The sequence below is a fragment of the Achromobacter sp. DH1f genome, from assembly GCF_000633435.1.
Classification (GTDB): domain Bacteria; phylum Pseudomonadota; class Gammaproteobacteria; order Burkholderiales; family Burkholderiaceae_B; genus Achromobacter; species Achromobacter deleyi.
This window is the reverse complement of sequence record NZ_AYMF01000010.1, coordinates 21,648-42,047: the sequence shown is the minus strand read 5'-3', so window position 1 is coordinate 42,047 and position 20,400 is coordinate 21,648. Positions and strand designations below refer to the sequence as shown.

Annotated in this window: 19 protein-coding genes; 6 read left to right on the top strand and 13 right to left on the bottom strand. The window is 65.6% G+C overall.

Features of this window, described 5'->3' with window-relative positions:
• The first annotated feature begins 60 nt into the window (after positions 1-60).
• The 4 genes from U858_RS0108000 (at position 61) to pagP (ending at position 3,822) form a co-directional block, all read left to right on the top strand.
• Entirely contained in the window at positions 61-1,143 is a 1,083-nt protein-coding gene (locus U858_RS0108000) for a YeiH family protein (RefSeq protein WP_025136648.1), read from the top strand.
• A gap of 97 nt (positions 1,144-1,240) precedes the next feature.
• Positions 1,241-1,651 (top strand): acyl-CoA thioesterase, encoded by a 411-nt coding sequence (locus U858_RS0107995; RefSeq protein WP_025136647.1) that lies wholly within the window; start codon positions 1,241-1,243, stop codon positions 1,649-1,651.
• 10 nt (positions 1,652-1,661) lie between these two features.
• Positions 1,662-3,134: a magnesium transporter gene (gene mgtE / locus U858_RS0107990; RefSeq protein WP_025136646.1), complete on the top strand. Its 1,473-nt coding sequence runs from the start codon at positions 1,662-1,664 to the stop codon at positions 3,132-3,134.
• A gap of 133 nt (positions 3,135-3,267) precedes the next feature.
• On the top strand, positions 3,268-3,822 hold the full coding sequence (pagP, locus tag U858_RS0107985; protein WP_025136645.1) for a lipid IV(A) palmitoyltransferase PagP: 555 nt from the start codon (positions 3,268-3,270) through the stop codon (positions 3,820-3,822).
• Between the two features lie 84 nt (positions 3,823-3,906).
• Here pagP and U858_RS0107980 read toward each other — a convergent pair whose 3' ends face one another.
• From U858_RS0107980 to U858_RS0107970, 3 genes are all read right to left on the bottom strand, one after another.
• Positions 3,907-4,518: a gamma-glutamylcyclotransferase gene (locus U858_RS0107980; RefSeq protein WP_025136644.1), complete on the bottom strand. Its 612-nt coding sequence runs from the start codon at positions 4,516-4,518 to the stop codon at positions 3,907-3,909.
• A 193-nt stretch (positions 4,519-4,711) separates the two neighbouring features.
• A complete protein-coding gene (locus U858_RS0107975; protein WP_025136643.1) occupies positions 4,712-5,170 on the bottom strand; it encodes an Lrp/AsnC family transcriptional regulator in 459 nt (152 codons plus the stop codon).
• A gap of 86 nt (positions 5,171-5,256) precedes the next feature.
• Complete coding sequence (locus tag U858_RS0107970; protein ID WP_025136642.1) at positions 5,257-6,036, bottom strand: SDR family oxidoreductase; 780 nt, start codon at positions 6,034-6,036, stop codon at positions 5,257-5,259.
• A 164-nt stretch (positions 6,037-6,200) separates the two neighbouring features.
• On the opposite strand from U858_RS0107970, the gene U858_RS0107965 reads away from it, so the two are divergent.
• Positions 6,201-6,737, top strand: coding sequence for a cysteine dioxygenase family protein (locus U858_RS0107965; protein WP_025136641.1), 537 nt, complete (start codon positions 6,201-6,203; stop codon positions 6,735-6,737).
• Between the two features lie 45 nt (positions 6,738-6,782).
• On the opposite strand, the gene U858_RS0107960 is transcribed toward U858_RS0107965, so the two are convergent.
• The 6 genes from U858_RS0107960 to U858_RS0107935 all read right to left on the bottom strand — a co-directional run bounded on the left by U858_RS0107960 (position 6,783) and on the right by U858_RS0107935 (position 15,076).
• Entirely contained in the window at positions 6,783-8,477 is a 1,695-nt protein-coding gene (locus tag U858_RS0107960; protein WP_025136640.1) for a thiamine pyrophosphate-binding protein, read from the bottom strand.
• A gap of 58 nt (positions 8,478-8,535) precedes the next feature.
• A complete protein-coding gene (locus U858_RS0107955; protein WP_025136639.1) occupies positions 8,536-9,528 on the bottom strand; it encodes a tripartite tricarboxylate transporter substrate binding protein in 993 nt (330 codons plus the stop codon).
• Positions 9,525-10,268, bottom strand: a complete 744-nt coding sequence (locus U858_RS0107950; protein WP_029953645.1) for a GntR family transcriptional regulator — start codon at positions 10,266-10,268, stop codon at positions 9,525-9,527. The genes U858_RS0107955 and U858_RS0107950 overlap by 4 nt, the downstream gene beginning before the upstream one ends.
• Before the next feature lie 178 nt (positions 10,269-10,446).
• Positions 10,447-11,166, bottom strand: coding sequence for a VOC family protein (locus U858_RS0107945; RefSeq protein WP_025136637.1), 720 nt, complete (start codon positions 11,164-11,166; stop codon positions 10,447-10,449).
• A gap of 13 nt (positions 11,167-11,179) precedes the next feature.
• The gene (secA, locus tag U858_RS0107940) at positions 11,180-13,915 is read right to left on the bottom strand and encodes a preprotein translocase subunit SecA (protein WP_025136636.1); all 2,736 of its coding nucleotides are present in this window, start codon (positions 13,913-13,915) and stop codon (positions 11,180-11,182) included.
• A 177-nt stretch (positions 13,916-14,092) separates the two neighbouring features.
• Positions 14,093-15,076, bottom strand: a complete 984-nt coding sequence (locus tag U858_RS0107935) for a M23 family metallopeptidase (protein ID WP_025136635.1) — start codon at positions 15,074-15,076, stop codon at positions 14,093-14,095.
• Positions 15,077-15,203: 127 nt separating this feature from the next.
• Between U858_RS0107935 and U858_RS0107930 the strand changes: the two genes are divergently transcribed.
• Positions 15,204-15,611 (top strand): flagellar hook-length control protein FliK, encoded by a 408-nt coding sequence (locus tag U858_RS0107930; protein ID WP_025136634.1) that lies wholly within the window; start codon positions 15,204-15,206, stop codon positions 15,609-15,611.
• A 195-nt stretch (positions 15,612-15,806) separates the two neighbouring features.
• Here the strand turns inward: U858_RS0107930 and lpxC are convergent, their stop codons facing one another.
• From lpxC to U858_RS0107910, 4 genes are all read right to left on the bottom strand, one after another.
• Complete coding sequence (gene lpxC / locus U858_RS0107925; RefSeq protein ID WP_025136633.1) at positions 15,807-16,730, bottom strand: UDP-3-O-acyl-N-acetylglucosamine deacetylase; 924 nt, start codon at positions 16,728-16,730, stop codon at positions 15,807-15,809.
• A gap of 240 nt (positions 16,731-16,970) precedes the next feature.
• On the bottom strand, positions 16,971-18,155 hold the full coding sequence (gene ftsZ, locus U858_RS0107920) for a cell division protein FtsZ (protein ID WP_025136632.1): 1,185 nt from the start codon (positions 18,153-18,155) through the stop codon (positions 16,971-16,973).
• Between the two features lie 186 nt (positions 18,156-18,341).
• On the bottom strand, positions 18,342-19,568 hold the full coding sequence (ftsA, locus tag U858_RS0107915) for a cell division protein FtsA (RefSeq protein WP_006217473.1): 1,227 nt from the start codon (positions 19,566-19,568) through the stop codon (positions 18,342-18,344).
• A gap of 4 nt (positions 19,569-19,572) precedes the next feature.
• Positions 19,573-20,397 (bottom strand): cell division protein FtsQ/DivIB, encoded by an 825-nt coding sequence (locus U858_RS0107910; protein ID WP_025136631.1) that lies wholly within the window; start codon positions 20,395-20,397, stop codon positions 19,573-19,575.
• Positions 20,398-20,400: the final 3 nt, after the last annotated feature.

Genomic DNA, 20,400 nt, shown 5'->3' with positions numbered 1-20,400 from the left:
AAATAACAGGTCGGAAATTAATATTTCGTCTAGTTATTTAGATATGCCAAAAGGCCCGCCATGAGCTCCGCCACCAGCGCCACCGCCCCCCTCTCTTCCTCACCGGCCGCCACCCCCGCGGCCACCGCCACCCCCTGGCGCGACAAGCTCAACGGCGTGCTGTTCGTCGGACTCATGGCCGCCGCGGTCATGCAGCTGGCCGACCTGCCCGCCATCCGCCAGCTGGGTTTCTCGCCGCTGGTCGTCGGCATTGTCTGCGGCATGCTGTACGGCAACTTCCTGCGCGGCACCATGCCGGTCGACTGGGGCGTGGGCGTCAACTTCACCGCGCGCCGCCTGCTGCGCATCGCCGTGGCCTTCTATGGCCTGAACATCAGCATCCAGCAGATCGCCGCCGTGGGCCTGCCCGGCCTGGCCGTCTCGGTGGCGGTGGTGGTGGGCACGCTGCTGATCGGCACCCTGGTGGGCCAGCGCCTGTTGGGCCTGGACCGCGACACCGCCATGCTGACCGCCGCCGGCAGCGCCATCTGCGGCGCGGCCGCCGTACTGGCCTTCGAACCCACCTTGCGCGCCGCCCCGCACAAAAGCGCCGTGGCCGTGGCCACCGTGGTGCTGTTCGGCACCCTGTCCATGTTCCTGTATCCGGTGCTGTACCACGCGGGCTGGCTTCAATTCGACACCCAGGCCCTGGGCATCTATATCGGCGGCACCATCCACGAAGTGGCCCAGGTCGTCGGCGCGGCCAGCAACATCGACCCGGCCACCACCGAAGTCGCCACCATCGTCAAGATGACCCGCGTTGCCCTGCTTGTGCCGGTGCTGCTGGTGCTGGGCCTGTACCTGCGTAGCGCCGCCAGCCACGCCGGCGGCCAGGCCAAGGGCGCCAAGCTGCCCATCCCCTGGTTCGCGGTCGGCTTCCTGGTCCTGGCGATCATCAACTCGCTCAACATCATCCCGGCCGACGCTGTCGCCGCCATCCGCCGCCTGGACGTCTTCGCGCTGACCATGGCCATGACCGCGCTGGGCATCGAAACCCGCTTCGCCCAGATCCGCAAGGCCGGCCCCCGCGTGATGGCGCTGGGCCTGATCCTCTACGCCTGGCTGCTGGTGGGCGGCTACGGCATCGTCAAGCTGGCTTCGTGATCCTGCGATAAACCGCTGCGACAGGCCCCCGGCGCGCGCCCGGGGGTCATGTTTTTCCTGCATAATCGGCTGGTTGCCTTGCATTGGAGCCGGCCGCATGACCTCCAGCACCAAAACCCCCTTCACGACTTTGCCCGCCGATCGCGACGCGGTATTGCGCGTCATGCCGATGCCGGCGGACGCCAATATCCACGGGGACGTTTTCGGCGGCTGGATCATGTCCCAGGTGGACATCGCGGGGTCCATCCCCGCCGCCCGCCGTGCGGCGGGCCGGGTGGCCACCGTTGCCGTCAACGCCTTCCAGTTCAAGCAGCCTGTCTTCGTGGGCGACCTGCTCAGCTTCTACGCCGCGGTCGTCAAGACCGGCAAGACCTCCGTTACCGTGTCCGTCGAGGTCTACGCCGAACGCCAGCGGCTGGACGCCGAAGTCGTCAAGGTCACCGAAGCCACGCTGACCTACGTGGCCACCGACGAAGCGCGGCGCAGCCGCCCCCTCCCTATTCTTTGAGCCGTAACGCATGACGCAGTCCGCCGCCGCGCAGAAACCGCCTGCGACGCCCCGTCGCCTCGACCCGGAAGACGCGCAACACGCCCTGGCGGAAGTCCAGGAACGCCTGCGCCGCCAGCAGCTGGTCGCCGATCTGGTCCATCGCCAGGAAGAAGGCGATGCCAAGGCCACCCTGGTCGAAGACCTGGTGCATCGCCAGCACGAGGCTGAACTCAAGACCCTGCTCGACGGCCTGCACCCGGCGGATATCGCCTTCATCCTGGAATCGCTGCCCAAGGACGAACGCCAGGCCATCTGGAAGCTGGTCAGCCCCGAGCACGACGCGGACGTGCTGCTCGAAGTCGAAGACTGGGTACGCGAATCGCTGATCGAAGCGATGGACCGCCAGGACCTGGTGGCCGCCACCGGCAACATGGACGCCGACGAGCTGGCCGACCTGGCGCCCGACCTGCCGCCGGACGTCGTCGCCGAAGTCCAGAAAGGCCTGACCGAAGAAGAGCGCGCGCAGCTGCTGGAAGCCATGGGCTACCCGGAAGACAGCGTCGGCGCCATCATGGACTTCGAAATGGTCCGCGTGCGCGAAGACGTCACGCTGGAAGTCGTGCTGCGCTACCTGCGCCGCCTGCACGAACTGCCCGACCACACCGACCAGATCTTCGTGGTCGACCGGCAAGACAAACTGCAAGGCATCCTGCCCCTGTCTCGCCTGTTGGTCAGCGAACCTGAAACCGAAGTGCGCGCCGTCATGAATTCGGACTTCCTGGCGCTCAACCCGCTCGATTCCGACGCCGACGCGGCCGGCGCCTTCGAACGCTACGACCTGGTGTCCGCCCCCGTCATGGACGACCAGGGCCGCCTCATCGGCCGCGTCACCATTGCCGACGTCGTCGACGTGATGCGCGAAGACTCCCAGGAACAAGCCCTGTCGCGCGCCGGTCTGCAGGAAGAAGACATCTTCGCCCCCGTCAGCACCGCGCTACGCAACCGCGCGCCCTGGCTGCTGTTCAACCTCTGTACCGCAGCCACGGCGTCGTTCGTGGCCTCGCAATTCGAAGGCACGGTCAGCCAGATCGTGATCCTGGCGTTCCTGATGTCCATCGTCGCCGGCATCGGCGGCAACTCGGGCAACCAGACCATGACGCTGATCATCCGCGCCCTGGCCATGGGCCGCATCACGGGCCGCAACCTGTGGCAACTGGTCAAGCGCGAGCTCTTCGTCACCCTGATGGTGGGCCTGTGCGGCAGCGTGGTCGCCGCCCTGTTCGCCTGGGCCATTTCGCATTCGCTGTCGATCGCCCTGGTCATGATGGCCGCCATGATCTGCAACATGCTGGTCGGCGCGTCCGTCGGCGTGCTGGTGCCCATGCTGCGGGCCCGCTTCGGCAAGGATCCCGCCATGGGCTCGTCGGTGCTGCTCACCTTCGCCACCGACTCGCTGGGCTTTTTCATCTTCCTGGGGCTGGCCACCATATTCCTGCTGTAGCGCGTCCGCAACGGACGTGCGCATCATTGTTTCATCGGGTGTCATCAGCGGCTATTTGACAGCCGCGTGACAGTTAATATGAAAGGCGCTCCGTTACAGTAACGGGATCGTCATCATATTCTCCGTTCCACCCATGACCGCCAGACTCCGGGCAGCCTTTTTTTGCCTGCTGCTCTCGACCTTCAGCGCCGGCGCGCACGCCTGTGAAAACTTGCCCTCATGGGCGCAGTCCGCCTGTAACCGGATCGACCAGATCTGGACCGAAGGCGGCAATGACCTCTACTTCAGCGGATACTCGTGGCACAACCGCGCCATGTACAGCCGCGAAAAGATCAACAGCTTCAATGAATTGGCCTGGGGCGGCGGTTACGGCCGCAGCATCTACGACGAAGACGGCGACTGGCAGGGCCTGTACGCCATGGCGTTTCTCGACTCGCACAGCAAGGTCGAACCCATCGCCGGATATGGCTTCCTGAAGATCGGCCGCGTGAGCGAAAACGTCCGCCTGGGCGCCGGCTACACCGTATTCCTGACGGCGCGCCACGACATCATGAGCTACGTGCCATTCCCCGGCGTGCTGCCGCTGGTCTCGGCCGGCTACAAGGACACCATGCTGTACGCCACGTACATTCCGGGCTCGCGAGGCGCCGGCAACGTGCTGTTCATGTTTGGCCGCTGGTCGTTCTGACGCGGCCACGCCACAAGATTTAGTCTGATATTACGGGGCCGAAAGGCCCCGTTTTTCTGTCGGCAGCGACCTGCCAGCCAGGCGTCAGCAGGGCTGCAAGCCCAGCCTGCGCACCAGTTCGCCCAGGCGCCAGTCGTCGATGCCGTGGGCCCGCAAGGCCCTTTCGGTTTCCACCACGTAGTCCAGGCAAGGCCCGGAATGCCCGACCGCGTTGCGCACCGAGGCCAGCAGACGGTCATCGGACAGATCGGCGGCGTACTCCTGGCAGGCGCGGTTCAAGAGAAACACCAGGCCGCGCACGGGTGCCTGCTCGGTATGGCAGGCCAGCCAGCGGGGGGTGTAGGCGCCGGTGACCATCTCGCGGCGCCACAGCGCCTGGAAAACGGCCGGCACATCGCTCGCGGCGATCAGGAAGGCCACGCCGCGGCAACAGCCGCCGCGATCCAGGCCGAACACCAATCCGGGATTGTCAGGGGAACCGCGATGGTCGTGCGACCACAGGCACAACGACCGGTGATAACCCCGCACCGTCGCCAGGCGACGCTCGCGCCAGGCAAAACCGGGGTGCCAGATCAGGGAACCATAGGCGAACACCCAGAGATCGTCGGTGCCGTTCCATCCAGCCAAAAGCTCGTCTACCGACGCGGGTTGCGTCTTCGCCAATCCGGCGCAGCCGGCGGGTACTGCCAACGACATAGGGTCCTCTGATATCCCGGTTCATTCCATAGCTGGAATGACGAATATGCTACGCCGCCTGCCGCGCAAAAGAATTGCGAGATTGCCGTCTCGCAACACCCCGAAAGAAATTTGTATTCCCGGGAAGGGGCCGCAGGGGAAAAAAATTGCGCGCCTGGGCCAAGCCGGCCGGCAGGCCGTCTAATGGCCGGTGCTAGACGGCGTCCAGCGGCAGCTCGGTGGTGCTCTTGATGACTTCCATCGAGAAGCTGGCGCTGACGTCCAGGAGGTCCACCGCCGCAATCAGGCGGCGATAGAAGCGGTCATAGGCTGCCATGTCCTCGACCACCACCTTGAGCAGGTAGTCGATATCGCCCGCCATACGGTGAAATTCCACCACATTAGGCAGCGCCATGACGGCGTTGATCAGGCTCTGCGTCCATTTTTCGTTGTGCTGGCTGGTCTTGATGGACACGAACACGGTCAGGTTCAAGCCCAGCGCGCGCGGGTCCAGCAGGATGGCGTTGCGCGCGATGACGCCGTCGTCCTTGAGCTTCTGGATGCGGCGCCAGCATGGCGTGACGGACAGATTGACCTGCTCGGCGATTTCGGCAACCGAGCAGGTGGCGTCCTTCTGCAGCAACGCCAAGATCTTGATGTCCGTCTGGTCCATGGGGTTTCCTCAAGCAATATCGGCCCAATCTTGCCCTGTCGACCTGCGCCCGTCCAGCCGTGGAACACCCTTGCCCGGCCATCGGCTCAATAGGTGCCCGGGTAGCCGCCGCCATCGAGCAGGATGTTCTGCGCCGTCATGTAGCTGGCCTGCGCCGAGCACACGTAGGCGCACAGCGCGCCCAGTTCTTCGGGCTGGCCGTAGCGGCCCGCGGGGCTGGCGCGGCCGCGTTCGTCCCACAACTGCTCGAAGGTCTTGCCGGTCTGTTCCAGCATGCCGCGGATGTGGCGCGCCTGCGCGTCGGTGGCGAACGCACCGGGCAGCAGGTTGTTGATGGTCACGTTGTGGCGCACGGTCTGGCGCGCCAGGCCGCCGACAAAGCCGATCAGGCCGGCCCGCGCCCCATTGGACAGCCCCAGCTCGGCGTGCGGCGCCTTGACGCTGCGCGACACGATGTTGACGATGCGCCCGAAGCGCCGCTCGATCATGCCGTCCACCACGCGGCGGATCATGTCGATGGGGCCCAGCATCATGGAATCCAGCGCGGCGATCCAGTCCTCGTGGCTCCAGTCGCGGAAATCGCCCGGCATCGGGCCATCGGCATTGTTGATGAGAATGTCCGGATGCGGACACGCGGCCAGCGCGGCCTCGCGTCCCGAGTCCAGCGTCAGGTCGGCCGACACCCAGCCCACCCCGTTGCCCGTTTCGCGGGAAATCTCGGCCGCGGCCTGTTCCAGCGTCTGCGGATTGCGGGCAGCGATGGTCACCGCCACGCCCTCGCGCGCCAATTGCAGGGCGCACGCGCGGCCCATGCCGCGGCTGCCGCCGAACACCAATGCGGTCTTGCCGCTGATACCCAGATCCATGCCAGACTCCCCAGAGTTGTGCCAAGAAGCGGACCAGTATAGGAGCGCCGGAGGGCCTGCGGGATGGAATTTTTTTCCAATCTTCCCTGCCAAACGGGCGAATTTGGCAAAGGCATTCCACGGCGAATCCCTAAGATGAAGGCTTGTCATTCAGGGGGATACGCATGCCTTCTGCCCAACTTGCCGCTGCCGACCTGCGCTCGCTATGCGAGTCGGTGCAGGCTGCCCAGCTGAATGCGGCGCGCGCGCTGCTGCGCGACCTGGCCGCCAGCGTCGCCAATGCCGGCGACATGCTGCAAAACCTGCCCGAAGACCTGCGCGCCGGCCGCGCCGACACCTACACCCGCCACATTGCCTATGCCGATCCGCATGGCGCCTTCACGGTAGCCTACCTGATCTGGCGTCCGGGGCAATTCAGCCCGGTACATGGCCACAAGACCTGGTGCACCTACCAGGTCCTGCAGGGCGAGCTGGCCGAAACCCACTACCGCTGGGATCCCGATGCGGCCGCCGCCATCGCCTGCGGCGAGGCCCGCCGCCGTCCTGGCGACATCGTCACCGCCACGCCAGGTTTGCGCCAGATCCACCGCCTGGGCAACGCCGGCCCCGGCATTGCCGTGTCGCTGCACATCTACGGCGTCGACCAGGCCGACCTGTGCACCGGCGTCAATCACCTGGTGCCCACGCCCGCGGCGCACTGAACGCGAAAGAAAAAGGGGCCCGCAGGCCCCGTTCTCGTTTGGGCCTTAGCCCATCCATTGGCTCACCGGCGCCGCCGTGTCCTGCAACGGCTGCGCCACCACGTCGATCAGCGTCGGGCCGTCATGCTCCATCGCCGCCTTGATCGCCGCGTCCAGCTTGGCCGGGTCTTCCACCCGCCAGGCCTTCACGCCGTAGGCTTCGGCAATGCGGGCGTGGTCGGTGCGGTCGAAATCGACGCTGTAGTAGCGCTTGTCGTAGCCGGCCTTCTGGCTGGCCTTGATCCAGCCGTAGACCGAGTTCGAAAACACGATCATCAGCAGCGGCGCCTTGTGGCGCACGATGGTCTCCAGCTCGCCCACCGTGAAGCCGAAGCTGCCGTCGCCCATCACGGACACGCACTTGGCCTGCGGCCGGCCTACCCAGGCGCCCAGCGCCGCCGACATCGAGAAGCCCAGGGCGCCATGCGCGCGATTGGTGATGAAGTGGCGGCCGGGACGCGACACGTCGTAGTAGGCCGAAAAATACGGGCAAGGCGTGCCCGGGTCCGCGCACACCACCGCGTCATCGGGCAACAGGCGGTTCAGCGATTGCACCACGCGTTCGGGGCGGATGGGCGCGTCCAGACTGGCGGCCAGGGGCTCGAGCTGCGCCCGGCGTGCGGCCTTGGCACGGCCCGCCAGCACGGCGCCATCGACCGCATCGGACGGCCGATGCGCCAGGCGCGCCTGCACTTCGGCGCCCAAGGCTTCCAGTGCCAGCTTGGCATCGCCCACCAGACCGACCTCGGTCAGGTAGTTGGCGCCGATCACCATCGGATCGATGTCGATGTGCAGGATCGGCACATCGCGGTTCGGAAAGCGCCAGTGTTCGGTCGACGTCGATCCTGCGCGGCACCCCACGAACAGCACCACGTCGGCCGCAGCCACCACGTCGCGCGTCGCCATCACCCCCCCGTTGGAACCCACCACGCCCGCATTCAGCGGATGCGTGTCGGCCAGGCTGCCCTGCCCGCTCACGGTCACGCAGACCGCGGCTTTCAAGCTTTCGGCCAATGCCTGCAATGCGCCACTGGCACCGGCGATCACCACGCCGCCACCGCAGATGATGACGGGCGAACGCGCGCCCACCAGCCGCTGCGCGGCACGCGCCACGTCGGCCGGGTCCGGCGCGAAGCGCAGCGACGGAAAGCGCGCGTGCTCGGGCTGCGCCCACACGTCGGCCGCATCCACCTGCTGCTTCATGACGTCATACGGAAAACACAGGTGCGCCGAGCCGGGCTTGCCGGTGGTCATCGCGCGGAACGCGGCGCGCACCATGCCCGGGATCTGGTCCGCGCGGTCGATCGTGCGGTTCCATTTCGTCAGCGGCCGGTACAGGGCTTCCTGGTCCAATTCAGTCAACGGGTACTTGCCGCGCGAACCCACCGCCACGTCGGACGTGATGCCTAGCACGGGAATGGACGACTCGTTGGCCTCTACCAGGCCCGGCAGCAGATAGGTCGCGCCGCCGCCGCTCGGGCCTTCGCAGACGCCGACCTTGCCGGTCACGCGGGCATAGGCGTCGGCCATGTAGCCGGCGCTGCGCTCGTCACGGGTCAGCACGTGCTGCATGCCGTGGTCCAGGCGGTAAAGCGCGTCGTAGAACGGCAGGCTGGTGTCGCCGCACAGACCAAAAATGTGTTTGACGCCGTTGTGTTGCAGCATCCGCACCATTGCTTCGGCGCCGGTCAAGGTATCCATGTCTTCTCCACGCGATGCGCGGGCCGGGCGGAACGCTGGGCGTCCCGCCTCAGGCCGCTCAGTTATCCAGATTGATGTTGCTGCTCTTGATGAACTTGCTCCAGCGGTCGTATTCCGCCTTCACGTAGGCATCCAGGGCTGGGCCATTGGACGCCACGATCTCGAAGCCCGCTTCCTGCAGCTTCTTTTTCACGTCGGGGTCGGCCAGCACCGTATTGAATGCCTGGGTCAGCTTCTTGATGGTGGCGTCGGGCGTGCCCTTGGGCGCGAACATGCCGCTCCAGGAATACGCCACGAATCCGGGGAAGCCGGACTCGGCCACCGTCGGCACGTTGGGCAGGTCGGGCAGGCGCTTCTCGCCGGCCACGGCCAGGGGCTTGATCTTGCCAGCCTGGATCTGGCCGCGCAGCGCGGCAAAACTCAGCCAGGTCATGTTGGCCTGGCCGCCCACCACGGCCTGGATGGCCGGGCCGCCGCCGCCGTATGGCACGTGCAGCAGGTCCACCTTGGACAGGCGCTTGAGTTCCTCGGGCGCCAGGTGGTTCAACGAGCCGACGCCGGTGGACGCATAGTTGAACTTGTTGGGCGGCTGCTTGGCGGCCGCCGCCAGGAATTCCTTCAGGTTGTCGCCCGGCACGCCCGGGTTGGCGCCCAGCACCAGCGGAAAGCGCACGGTCTGGGTGATGGCGACGAAGTCCTTGAACGTGTCGTACGGCAGCTTGGGCTTCACGGCGGGATTGATGCCGTGGTTGTCGAAGCTGACCAGCAACGTGCTGCCGTCCGGCTCGGCACGTGCCACGAACGCAGTGGCGATCTGACTGGCCGCCCCGGGGCGGTTTTCCACCACCACCGCGCGGCCGCCCAGTTCCTGCGACAGGCGCGGCTGCATGATGCGGGCCAGGATGTCGGTGCTGCCGCCCGGCGGGTACGGCACCACCAGGATCAACGGCTTTTCGTCCGCCGCCCGGGCGGGCGCGGCCGCCAGGCCGCCTCCCAGCGCGGCCAGCGCGCAGACGGCCGCCAGGGCGCGCCGGATCGATGTGTAGGTCATGTTCTTTCCCCTGATGTTGTGGTGTTGGCCGGCGCTGCCGTGGCGGGTTCGGCCTGGTCCCGCATGTAAATCGTGGAAAAACCGGTGCGGATGACGTCCGTGATCTGGTCCAGGCGCCGCCCGATGTGGCTGCGCATCATGTCCGGCAAGGCGTCCACGTCGCGCCGCTCCAGCGCCTGGACGATGCGCATGTGCTCGCCCTGGGTATGGCTGCGCCGGCCCTGCTGCATGTCGATCCAGCGCACGAAGTGGATGCGCGCATTGACGCTTTCCAGCGCCCGCACGAATTCCTCGTTACGCGACAGGCGCGCCAGGGTCAGGTGAAACGCTTCGTCCAATGCCAGCAGCCGCGTGGCCTCGCCGTCGTCCGGTTCGTCGCGCGACCGTTCCACGAACGCGCGCAGCTCGGCCAGTTCTTCGTCGGTCGCCCGCTCGCAGGCCGCGCGCACAATGCCCGCCTCCAGCACCGCGCGGTATTCATAAAGGCTGTGGATCTGCTTGGCGTCCAGCAAGCGGGCGATGAAGCCGCGGTTCACCGATCGGGTCAGAAATCCCTCGACCATCAGCTGGTTCAGCACTTCGCGCAGCGGCGTGCGGCTGACGTTCAGGCGCCGGGCCAGGTCCACTTCATTGATGCGCTCGCCCGGCTTGAACTCGAAGCTCACCGCCATCGCCTTGACGGCGTTGTACAGCTCGGCCTGTCCGGCCGAAGTGCGGGCAGCGGGTCGGGATTGCGTCATCGGATGGGTCAGCCGCCAGGGCGCTCCAAGCAGGGATGAAGTGCATACTAAAGTGCATACACTTTGCCTTGCAACCCGGGTTTGCCCGAAAAGCGGGCACGACTTATCCGCCCCTTTTTATAGGGCAATGCGTGGAATGGGGAAAACAGACGCGCGGCCGAGTGGCCGCGCCTGGGACTCAAAGACCGGTATCGAGCGTGTAGTGCGCGCCGTCGCGGTTTTCCAGCGTCAGCGTGGACAAGGTCGGCACGGTTGCCGACGGGTCTTCCTGCACGTGGATGCGCAGGTTGGCCAGCGGCACATCCCAGCCCCCTGCGGCGGCCTCGGCCTTCACGCCGGCCACCAGGGCCAGGCGCTCAGCCACCTGGCGCGCCTGGGCAGCCCGTGCGTCGATGCGTGTCAGGCCGCGGGCGCCGTTGGGGTGCGCCATGAGTTCGGGCGACCAGACGCACTCGGGTGTCAGGTGGCGGCAGAAATACATGCGAATGCCCGGCAACGGCTGCTCGGCAAAACGCACGGTATGGAAACGAGCCTGCACTTCCTGGCCGTCCAGCATGGCCGGCCGGCTCAATTCCTGCATGGGATTGACTGCGAAGCCGGCGGCGAGCAGGCGCTCGCGCGTGGCTTCGGCGTCATAGGTGCGAAACACCAGCGCTTCCAGCCCGAACGGAGAATCGGCGATTTCCTTGCGGGCTGGCGGCGCGCCGGGCGGCCAGCCCAGCAATTCGACATACGTGCCTTCCAGCACGATCAGGCGATTGCACGACCCCAGGTTGTGCACCGCCTTCTCACTCAGGTGAAAACCCTGGCGCTCGAAGTGCGGCGCCAGCGCATCCAGCCGGTCGCGCACCATGACCACGGCATGGTCGAATTCGGTGTGGCCGACGGAATGCAGCATGGCGTCTATCCGGTCAGACCAGCTTGCCGTGGCACTGCTTGAACTTCTTGCCGCTGCCGCACGGGCACGGATCGTTGCGGCCCACCTTGGGCAGCACGTTGCGTTGCGGCTGCGCGCCCTCTTCCGTGGCCGACTGGGCCAGGGCCTCGTCGTAGTCGGAGTGGTGGTACTGCACGTTCTGCACATGCGACTGGGCGGCTTCGGCCTCGGCCTGCTCGACCTGCTCGGACGACTGCACACGCACCGTCATCAGCACGCGTACCACGTCGTCGCGAATGCGGTCCAGCATGCCCGAGAACAGTTCGAAGGCTTCGCGCTTGTATTCCTGCTTGGGGTTCTTCTGGGCGTAGCCGCGCAGGTGGATACCCTGGCGCAGGTAGTCCAGCGCCGACAGGTGTTCGCGCCAGTGCGTGTCGATGGCTTGCAGCATGATCGAACGCTCGAACTGCGACCACGATTCCGCGCCCACCTGCTCGACCTTGGCCTGGTAGATGTCGCGGGCCGCCGCGACCACGCGTTCGCGCAGGTCTTCGTCGGTCAGCGTGGCTTCCTTTTCGAGCATCTCGACCAGCGGCAGACGGATCTGCCAGTCGGCTTCCAGCGCCTTCTGCAGAGCCGGAATGTCCCATTGCTCTTCCACCGATTCCGGCGGCACGTAGGTGTTGAACAGCTCGGTCACCGCGGCATCGCGCAGGTTTTCCACCGTGGCGCCCACGCTGGCGGCTTCCAGCACGTCGTTACGCTGCGAATACAGCACCTTGCGCTGGTCGTTGGCGACGTCGTCGTATTCCAGCAATTGCTTGCGGATGTCGAAGTTGCGTCCTTCCACCTTGCGTTGCGCGGTTTCGATCGAGCGGGTCACCATGCCCGCCTCGATGGGCTCGCCCTCGGGCAGCTTCAGGCGTTCCATGATGGCGCGCACACGGTCGCCCGCGAAGATGCGCATCAGCGAATCTTCCAGCGACAGGTAGAAGCGCGACGAACCCGGGTCGCCCTGGCGGCCGGCACGGCCACGCAGCTGATTGTCGATACGGCGCGACTCGTGGCGCTCGGTGCCGATGATGCGCAGGCCGCCAGCGGCCTTCACTTGCTCATTCAGCGGCTTCCAGTCGGCGCGGATCTTTTCGATGCGTGCGTTCTTTTCGGCTTCGGACAGCGATTCGTCGGCGCGGATCAGGTCGACCTGCTTGTCGACGCTGCCGCCCAGCACGATGTCGGTACCGCGGCCCGCCATGTTGGTGGCGATGGTGATGTGGCCCGGCTTGCCGGCTTCGGCAACGATCTCGGCTTCACGGGCGTGCTGCTTGGCGTTCAGCACTTCGTGCGGCAGCTTGGCCTTTTTCAGCAGGCCAGACAGCAGCTCGGAGTTCTCGATGCTGGTGGTACCCACCAGCACCGGCTGGCCGCGTTCGTGGCAGTCGCGGATGTCTTCGAGAATGGCGTTGTACTTTTCCGGGTCGGTCTTGAAGACCTGATCGTTTTGATCCTTGCGGATCATGGGCTTGTTGGTCGGGATGATGACCGTTTCGAGCCCGTAGATTTCCTGGAATTCGTACGCTTCCGTATCGGCCGTACCGGTCATGCCGGACAGCTTTTCGTACATGCGGAAGTAGTTCTGGAACGTGATGGATGCCAGCGTCTGGTTCTCGTGCTGGATCTTCACGCCTTCCTTGGCTTCGACCGCCTGGTGCAGGCCGTCGGACCAGCGACGGCCCACCATCAGGCGGCCGGTGAATTCGTCGACGATGATGACTTCGCCGTCCTGCACCACATATTGCTGGTCGCGGAAGAACAGCGAATTGGCGCGCAGGGCCACCATCAGGTGGTGCATCAGCGCGATATGGCGCGGGTCGTACAGCGACTCGCCCTCGGGCAGGATGCCCAGACGCGCCAGGATGCCTTCGGCATTGACGTGGCCGGCTTCCGACAGGTAGACCTGCTGGCTCTTTTCGTCGACCCAGTAGTCGCCTTCGGGTTCCGGCTCTTGCGGCTTGGGCTCGCTGGCCATGCGGGTCAAGAGCGGCGGCACCGCATTCATGCGGATGTACAGCTCGGTGTGGTCTTCGGCCTGGCCCGAGATGATCAAGGGCGTACGCGCCTCGTCGATCAGGATCGAGTCCACTTCGTCGACGATGGCGTAGAACAGCGCGCGCTGGCGCCGGTCTTCAACACGGTATTCCATGTTGTCGCGCAGGTAGTCGAAACCGAATTCGTTGTTGGTGCCGTAGGTGATGTCGGCGGCGTAGGCGGCCTTCTTTTCCTCGTTCGGCTGCTGCGGCACCACCACGCCCGTGGACAGGCCCAGGAAGTGATACAGGCGCCCCATCCATTCCGCATCGCGGCGGGCCAGGTAGTCGTTCACCGTGACCACGTGCACGCCCTTGCGGGCGATCGCGTTCAGGTAGACCGGCAGCGTCGCCATCAGCGTCTTGCCTTCCCCCGTACGCATTTCGGCGATCTTGCCGCTGTGCAGGGCGATGCCGCCCAGCAACTGCGCGTCGAAGTGGCGCATGCCGAAGACCCGCTTGCCGGCTTCGCGCACGACGGCGAAGGCTTCCGGCAGCAGGTCGTCCAGGGAAGTGCCCTGGGCGTGACGGGAGCTGAACTCCTCGGTCTTGGCCGCCAGCTCCGCATCGGAGAGCGCGGAGATCTTGGGCTCAAGCCCGTTGATCTGGGTTACCAGCTTGCGATACTGCTTAAGCAGCCGGTCGTTGCGGCTACCTATGAGTTTTTTGAGCAGAGAAACCATGCGTATGTCGGCCGCACGAACTACGCCGCGCCCGCAAACAGGCTGAGGGCAGCGTCGCCCGTGACTTGATGTTATTTGGTTGAGCGGGGGTCCGCTGGGAAACGAACCAGTTTAACGCACCTGGAGCGCAATAGCCTGATCCTATGGCCAGGCTGGCACTGTAGCCCGGATCGGGCCTCAGCGCGCGGCGCCATTGGCGCCGACCTGCGCCACGGCAGGCGGCGCGTGTTGCTGCGGCCCGAGGAACAGGCGCGGATCCAGCGGTTGCCCGGCCAGCCGGACCTCGAAATGCAGGTGCGGCCCGGTGGATTGGCCCGACGAGCCGACCCGGGCGACCTGCTGGCCCCGCTCGACCAATTGGCCTTGCTTGACCAGCAGTGACGAGGCATGGGCGTAGCGCGTGATGAGGCCGTCGCCATGATCGATTTCAACCATGTTGCCGTAGCCCGGCAGGAATTTGGCTTCCAGCACCACCCCGCCCGATGCGGCCAGGATGGGCGTGCCCGGCGGCGCGGCAAAATCCAGGCCTTCGTGCATGGCCTGGCGCCCGGTCACCGGATTGCGGCGCCAGCCGTAGGACGAGCTGAGGTACGGATAATCGGTGATGGGCATGGCCGTGGGCATGCGGGCCTGATCGGCCGAACGCCGGGTCAGCGCCGCGTCCAGCAGCTTGAGATTGTCGGTTTGCAGCGCCAGCCGTTCCTGGATTTCGTCCAGCTGGCGGCCCAGCGCTTCGGCCGATGCCGCGGTGGGCGGCGTGCGGTCGGTGAACAGGTCGTCCATGACCTGGGTCGCCTCGGGCGCGTGGTTCGCGTCGGCGGGCGCCGCGGCCAGTTGCTTGGCCACTTCGGGATCGGTATAGGCCACCCCGGCCACCTGGGCCACGCGCTGGCCCAGCCCGTCGATGCTGACCAGCTTGGCCTGCAGCGCGCCCACCTTGGCGGCCAGCAGATTCATGTTGCCGCGCAGGAAATCGGCGTCGCGTCCCGGCTGTCCGGACAGCGGCCAGCCCACCGTGTGCACGGCGGGCAGGATCGGCGTAATGTACCGTTGAAGCGCGGCGCCAAAGATGGCGGCCGTCATCAACGCGCCCCCCAGAAACAACGCCAATCGCGTGCCTCCCAGGGTGAAATGCCCGTCCTGCCCATCGCGGGCGTGCATAATCACTATTTTCAAGGTTTGCTTCCTAATTCTTAGAGCCGGGATGAATAGACCCACTTCATACCGTCAACGTTCCAGTTCCAGCCGGCGGAAAGAAAATACCGCCCTGGGATGGCTGGGTCATGACATGCGGGGCGCCGGCGTACTGGCGACCGCCCGCAAGCACTTGCAAATCCAATATGCAGTGGCGGCGATTCTGCCCGCCCCGTTGGGCGCCGTGTGCCAGGTAGGCAAGCTGGAAAACCAGCGCCTTCAACTGGTGGTGCCCAGTGCCGCGCACGCGGCGAAGATGCGTCAATTGGCCCCGCGCATCGCGCAGGCCTTGGCGGACCAAGGCTGGAACCTTAACGAAATTGCCGTCAAGGTACAAGCCGGCCTGCCCCAGCCCGGCGCCCGCCAGCCGCTCCCCCCGAAAGAGGCGCAGCCTCTGGGCGACACGGCCCTGGGCGCATTCGAAGCGCTGCACGACACCCTGCGCCCCGGCCCCTTGGCCGACGCCGTCGCCAAGCTTTTGAAGCACCACAAGAGTAGCTGAGATAGCCAGGCTTGTCCGGCACGCCCCTCGCCCGGATACCAAGCGAAACCAAGTTGTCGGACCGGATGATGCCTCGGGAAATACCTGGATGGCACCCGAAGGCGGAGGGACGGCGGAAGGTGCCATCCCGGGGACAGGGCAGGACATCAGCCGGGGACGGTCCCCGGCGATACCGCCCTTAGCGGCGAACCGGCATCAAGCCAGTTGCCATTCGTGCCGGAACGCCTGCGGCGCCGCGGCTTGCGATTCGTAGGTCACCAATTCCCAAGCGTCGCGCTGCGCCAGCAGTGCGCGCGCCAGCTGGTTGTTCAGGCCGTGGCCCGACTTGCACGCCACATAGCGGGCCACCAGGGGCTTGCCCAACAGATACAGGTCGCCGATGGCGTCCAGGATCTTGTGCTTCACGAATTCGTCGTCGTAACGCAGGCCGTCGCTGTTCAACACCCGGTATTCGTCCATGACGATGGCGTTGTCCAGGCTGCCGCCGCGGGCCAGGCCCATCGAGCGCAGGGCTTCGACTTCATTGACGAAACCGAAAGTGCGCGCGCGCGCGATTTCGCGCACGTACGAATGGGTGGCGAAGTCGATCTCGGCAAAATTGGCGGTCGAGTCGATGGCGGGGTGGCGGAAGTCGATCGAGAAGGCCAGCGCGTACCCTTCATGGGGTTCCAGCCGGGCCCACTTCTCGGTGCGGCCTTCGCCCTCGCGCACTTCCACCGTCTTCAACACGCGGATGAATTGCTTCGGAGCGTTCTGCTCGACGATGCCCGCCGAGCGCAACAGGTAAACAAACGTGGCCGCACTGCCGTCCATGATGGGGACTTCTTCGGCAGTGAGATCGATATGCAGGTTGTCTATGCCCAGGCCGGCCAATGCCGACATGAGATGTTCCACCGTGGACACGCGGACATTGCCCTGCTGCAGCACGGATGCCATGCGGGTGTCGCCCACGCCCGTCGCCTGCGCGGGCAAGTCAACGACTTCGGGCAGATCGACGCGATGGAACACGATGCCCGTATTGGGCGCCGCCGGACGCAGGGTGAGCTCGACCCGCCGTCCGGAGTGGACGCCGACACCAGTCGTGCGGACGAGATTCTGAATGCTGCGCTGTCGGAACATGAGACTAAGGTATTTTGAGCCAGGAAGCCGACAAGTTAAGAAGAGATTGCCGGCGTAACTGACGTATTGTAACTCTGTCCGGTTCCCAACGCCATCAAGGGCGTGTGGACCGACCGATAAAACCGTCCCCTATTCACACCGTGCAAGGGAAACACGGGCCGCTCCGCCTCCGGCTTGCCTGCGGGGACAGGCAAGCCGGAGATGAGGGAGTGCATATAGAGCCTGAATCAGGCTCCAGGTTCAATCCGCCTGCTTGCGCAGGAATGCCGGGATGTCGAAATGATCCATGCCCGAGCTTTCCAGTGCACGCACCTGGGCCGATGCCTGGCTGCGCGGGTTGCGCATGACAGACGGCATGTCCAGATTGCGGTAATCACCCTGACCGGCGGCCGGCATCGTGCCCATGGGCATGTTGTCGGTACCGGTACGCAGCACTTCAGCGGTGCTCTGCACCAGTTGCGGACGCGCCTGCGCACGGCCCAGGCCGGTCGCAACCACGGTCACGCGCAGGTTTTCACCCATCGACTCGTCGTAGGCGGTGCCGAAGATCACGGTCGCGTCGTCCGAAGCGTAGCTGCGGATCGTTTCCATGATTTCGCGCGTTTCGCGCATCTTCAGCGAGCGGCTGGCGGTGATGTTGACCAGCACGCCGCGAGCGCCGTTCAGGTCCACGCCTTCCAGCAGCGGGCAGGCAATGGCGTGCTCGGCGGCGACGCGGGCGCGGTCAGCGCCCGAAGCCGATGCCGTGCCCATCATGGCCTGGCCTTGCTCGCCCATGATCGTCTTGACGTCTTCGAAGTCGACGTTGACGTTACCTTCGACGTTGATGATTTCGGCGATGCCCGCGCACGCGTTGTGCAGGATATCGTCGGCCGAACGGAAGCAGTCTTCCTGCGTCGCGTCCTCGTCCATCAGTTCATAGAGGTTCTCGTTGAGCACCACGATGAGCGAATGCACGTGCTTGGCGAGTTCGGCAATGCCGTCCTCGGCCATCTTCAGGCGCTTGTTGCCTTCGAACGTGAAGGGCTTGGTAACCACGCCCACCGTCAGAATGCCCAGCTCCTTGGCCACTTCGGCCACGACCGGACCTGCGCCCGTGCCGGTGCCGCCGCCCATGCCGGCGGTGATGAAGACCATGTGCGCGCCGTTCAGGGCGGCACGGATCTCCTCGCGTGCGGTTTCAGCCGACGCGCGGCCTTGCTCGGGCTTGGCGCCCGCGCCCAGGCCCGTGCGGCCCAGACGGATCTGCACCGGGGCGTTGGTCGCCGCCAGTGCCTGCGCATCGGTGTTGGCGCAGATGAAATCCACGCCGTGCACGCCGCTGCGAATCATGTGCGCGACGGCATTGCCGCCTGCACCACCCACACCAACGACCTTGATTACGGTCCCTTTGGTGTTGTTCTCAAGCATCTCAAAGTTCATCATGATGACTCCCTCACAAGTCCGATTTTGCAAATCACAAAAATTCCCCAACAACCTATATTTTGTGAATCGCCTCAAAGCCGAAGCCGACCGGTTTGATCCGCAACGGGTTTGAGACGCCTCCCCTTCTGGCCCGATCCGCGATGCCGCTGCGGATCACGCCAAGGAGCAGGCCCCAACCTGCCCCCCTCAATTCATAAACCATTCCTTCATGCGCGCCAGCAGGCTCTTGAAATTGCCCGTCTGCGCGGCGACCTTGCGGCCGCGCACACGCTGCATGCGCGCTTCCTGCAGCAAGCCCATCACGGTCGAGAAGCGCGGATTGCGCATCACGTCGGCCAGGCTGCCTTCGTATTCGGGTACCGCCACGCGCACCGGCTTGAGGAACACGTCCTCGGCCAGTTCGATCATGCCGGGCAACTGCGCCGAGCCGCCGGTCAGGACCACGCCGGACGCCAGCAGGTCTTCGTAGCCGGAGTCGCGCACCACCTGCTGCACCAGCGTGAACAGTTCTTCCACGCGCGGCTCGATGACGGCGCCCAGCGCCTGGCGCTTGACCTGGCGCGGACCGCGGTCGCCCAGGCCCGGCACTTCCACGGACTCGTCCGGGCTGGCCAGCACCTGCTTGGCCACGCCGTAGCGCAGCTTGATTTCCTCGGCATCGGGCGTCGGCGTGCGCAGCATGGCCGCGATGTCGTTGGTGATCTGGTCGCCGGCGATCGGCAGCACCGCGGTGTGGCGAATGGCGCCGCCGGTGAAGATGGCGACGTCGGTCGTGCCGCCGCCGATGTCCACCAGCACGACGCCCAGTTCTTTTTCATCGGCAGTCAGCACGGCCAGGCTGGAGGCCAGCGGCTGCAGGATCAGGTCCTGCACTTCCAGGCCGCAGCGGCGCACGCACTTGACGATGTTCTGCGCGGCGCTGACCGCGCCGGTCACGATGTGCACGCGCACTTCCAGGCGCAGGCCGCTCATGCCGATGGGCTCGCGGATGTCTTCCTGGCCGTCGACGATGAATTCCTGCGTCAGCACGTGCAGCACTTGCTGGTCGGTCGGGATGTTCACGGCCTTGGCGGTTTCGATGACGCGAGCGACATCGGTGGCGGTGACTTCCTTGTCCTTGACGGCGACCATGCCGCTGGAGTTGAAGCTGCGGATATGGCTGCCGGCGATGCCGGTGTAGACGTCGCGGATCTTGCAATCTGCCATCAGCTCGGCTTCTTCAAGCGCACGCTGGATGGAGTTAACGGTGGTCTCGATATTGACGACCACGCCCTTGCGCATGCCGCGCGATTCGTGCTGGCCCAGGCCAAGCACTTCGAATCGGCCTTCAGGCAAGATTTCAGCCACCACAGCCACCACCTTGCTGGTGCCGATATCGAGGGCGACGATAAGGTCCTTGATGTCACGGGTCATGGCGTTAGCGTTTCTTGGGAGGTTTCGGTGTGGATTTGGATTTGGCTTCCGACGCGGGCAACGGGGCCAGCGCCAGGGCGAAACCATTGGGATAGCGCAGGTCGGCCTGCGTGATGGTGCGCCCTTCCAGGCGCCCCGCCACGGCCGGCCAGGCCTGCACAAAGCGTTGAATGCGAGCCGCGAACGGCAGCGCGCCGGGCAGGCCATGCGGGTCCGGCGCATCGGCGCCCGGATCGCGGCCCAGGTCCAGCAACATGCCGTTGGACAGCACCACGCGCCAGGCATAGCGCGGGCTCAGCTCCAACTGCTTGACGTGCATGTCCAGCGGTGCAAACCAGCGCGCCAATTCGGCGTAGCGCTGCACCACCAGCGATTCGGTGCCCTCGGGCCCGGAGAACTGCGGCAATACCGTTTCGTCGTCCACCTCGCCCGTGTTGGCCGTGAACGCCTCGCCCCAGGTGTTGATCATCTGGTTTTCGTTCCACAGCGCCAGCGGCTGCTGCTCTTCGATGCGCACGCGCAGCACATTGGGCCAGATGCGACGCACGGTGGCATGCCGCACCCAGGGCACCGATTCGAAGATCTCGCGGGCGTCGTCCAGGTCCACCGTGAAGAAGTTGCCCTTGAAGCGCCCCGCGATCGCCGCACGCACGGCGCCCGGCGACACATAGTGCAGCTCGGTGTCCGGCGTGGATTCCAGTTCGATGGCCGACAGCGTGAAGTACGGGCGTTGCGCTACCCACACCACGCCCGCGATCAGCATGGCGCAGACCGCCAGCACGGCTAGCGTGTTGGCAATCAGGTTGGTAGTGCGAGCGTCGTTCCACACAGA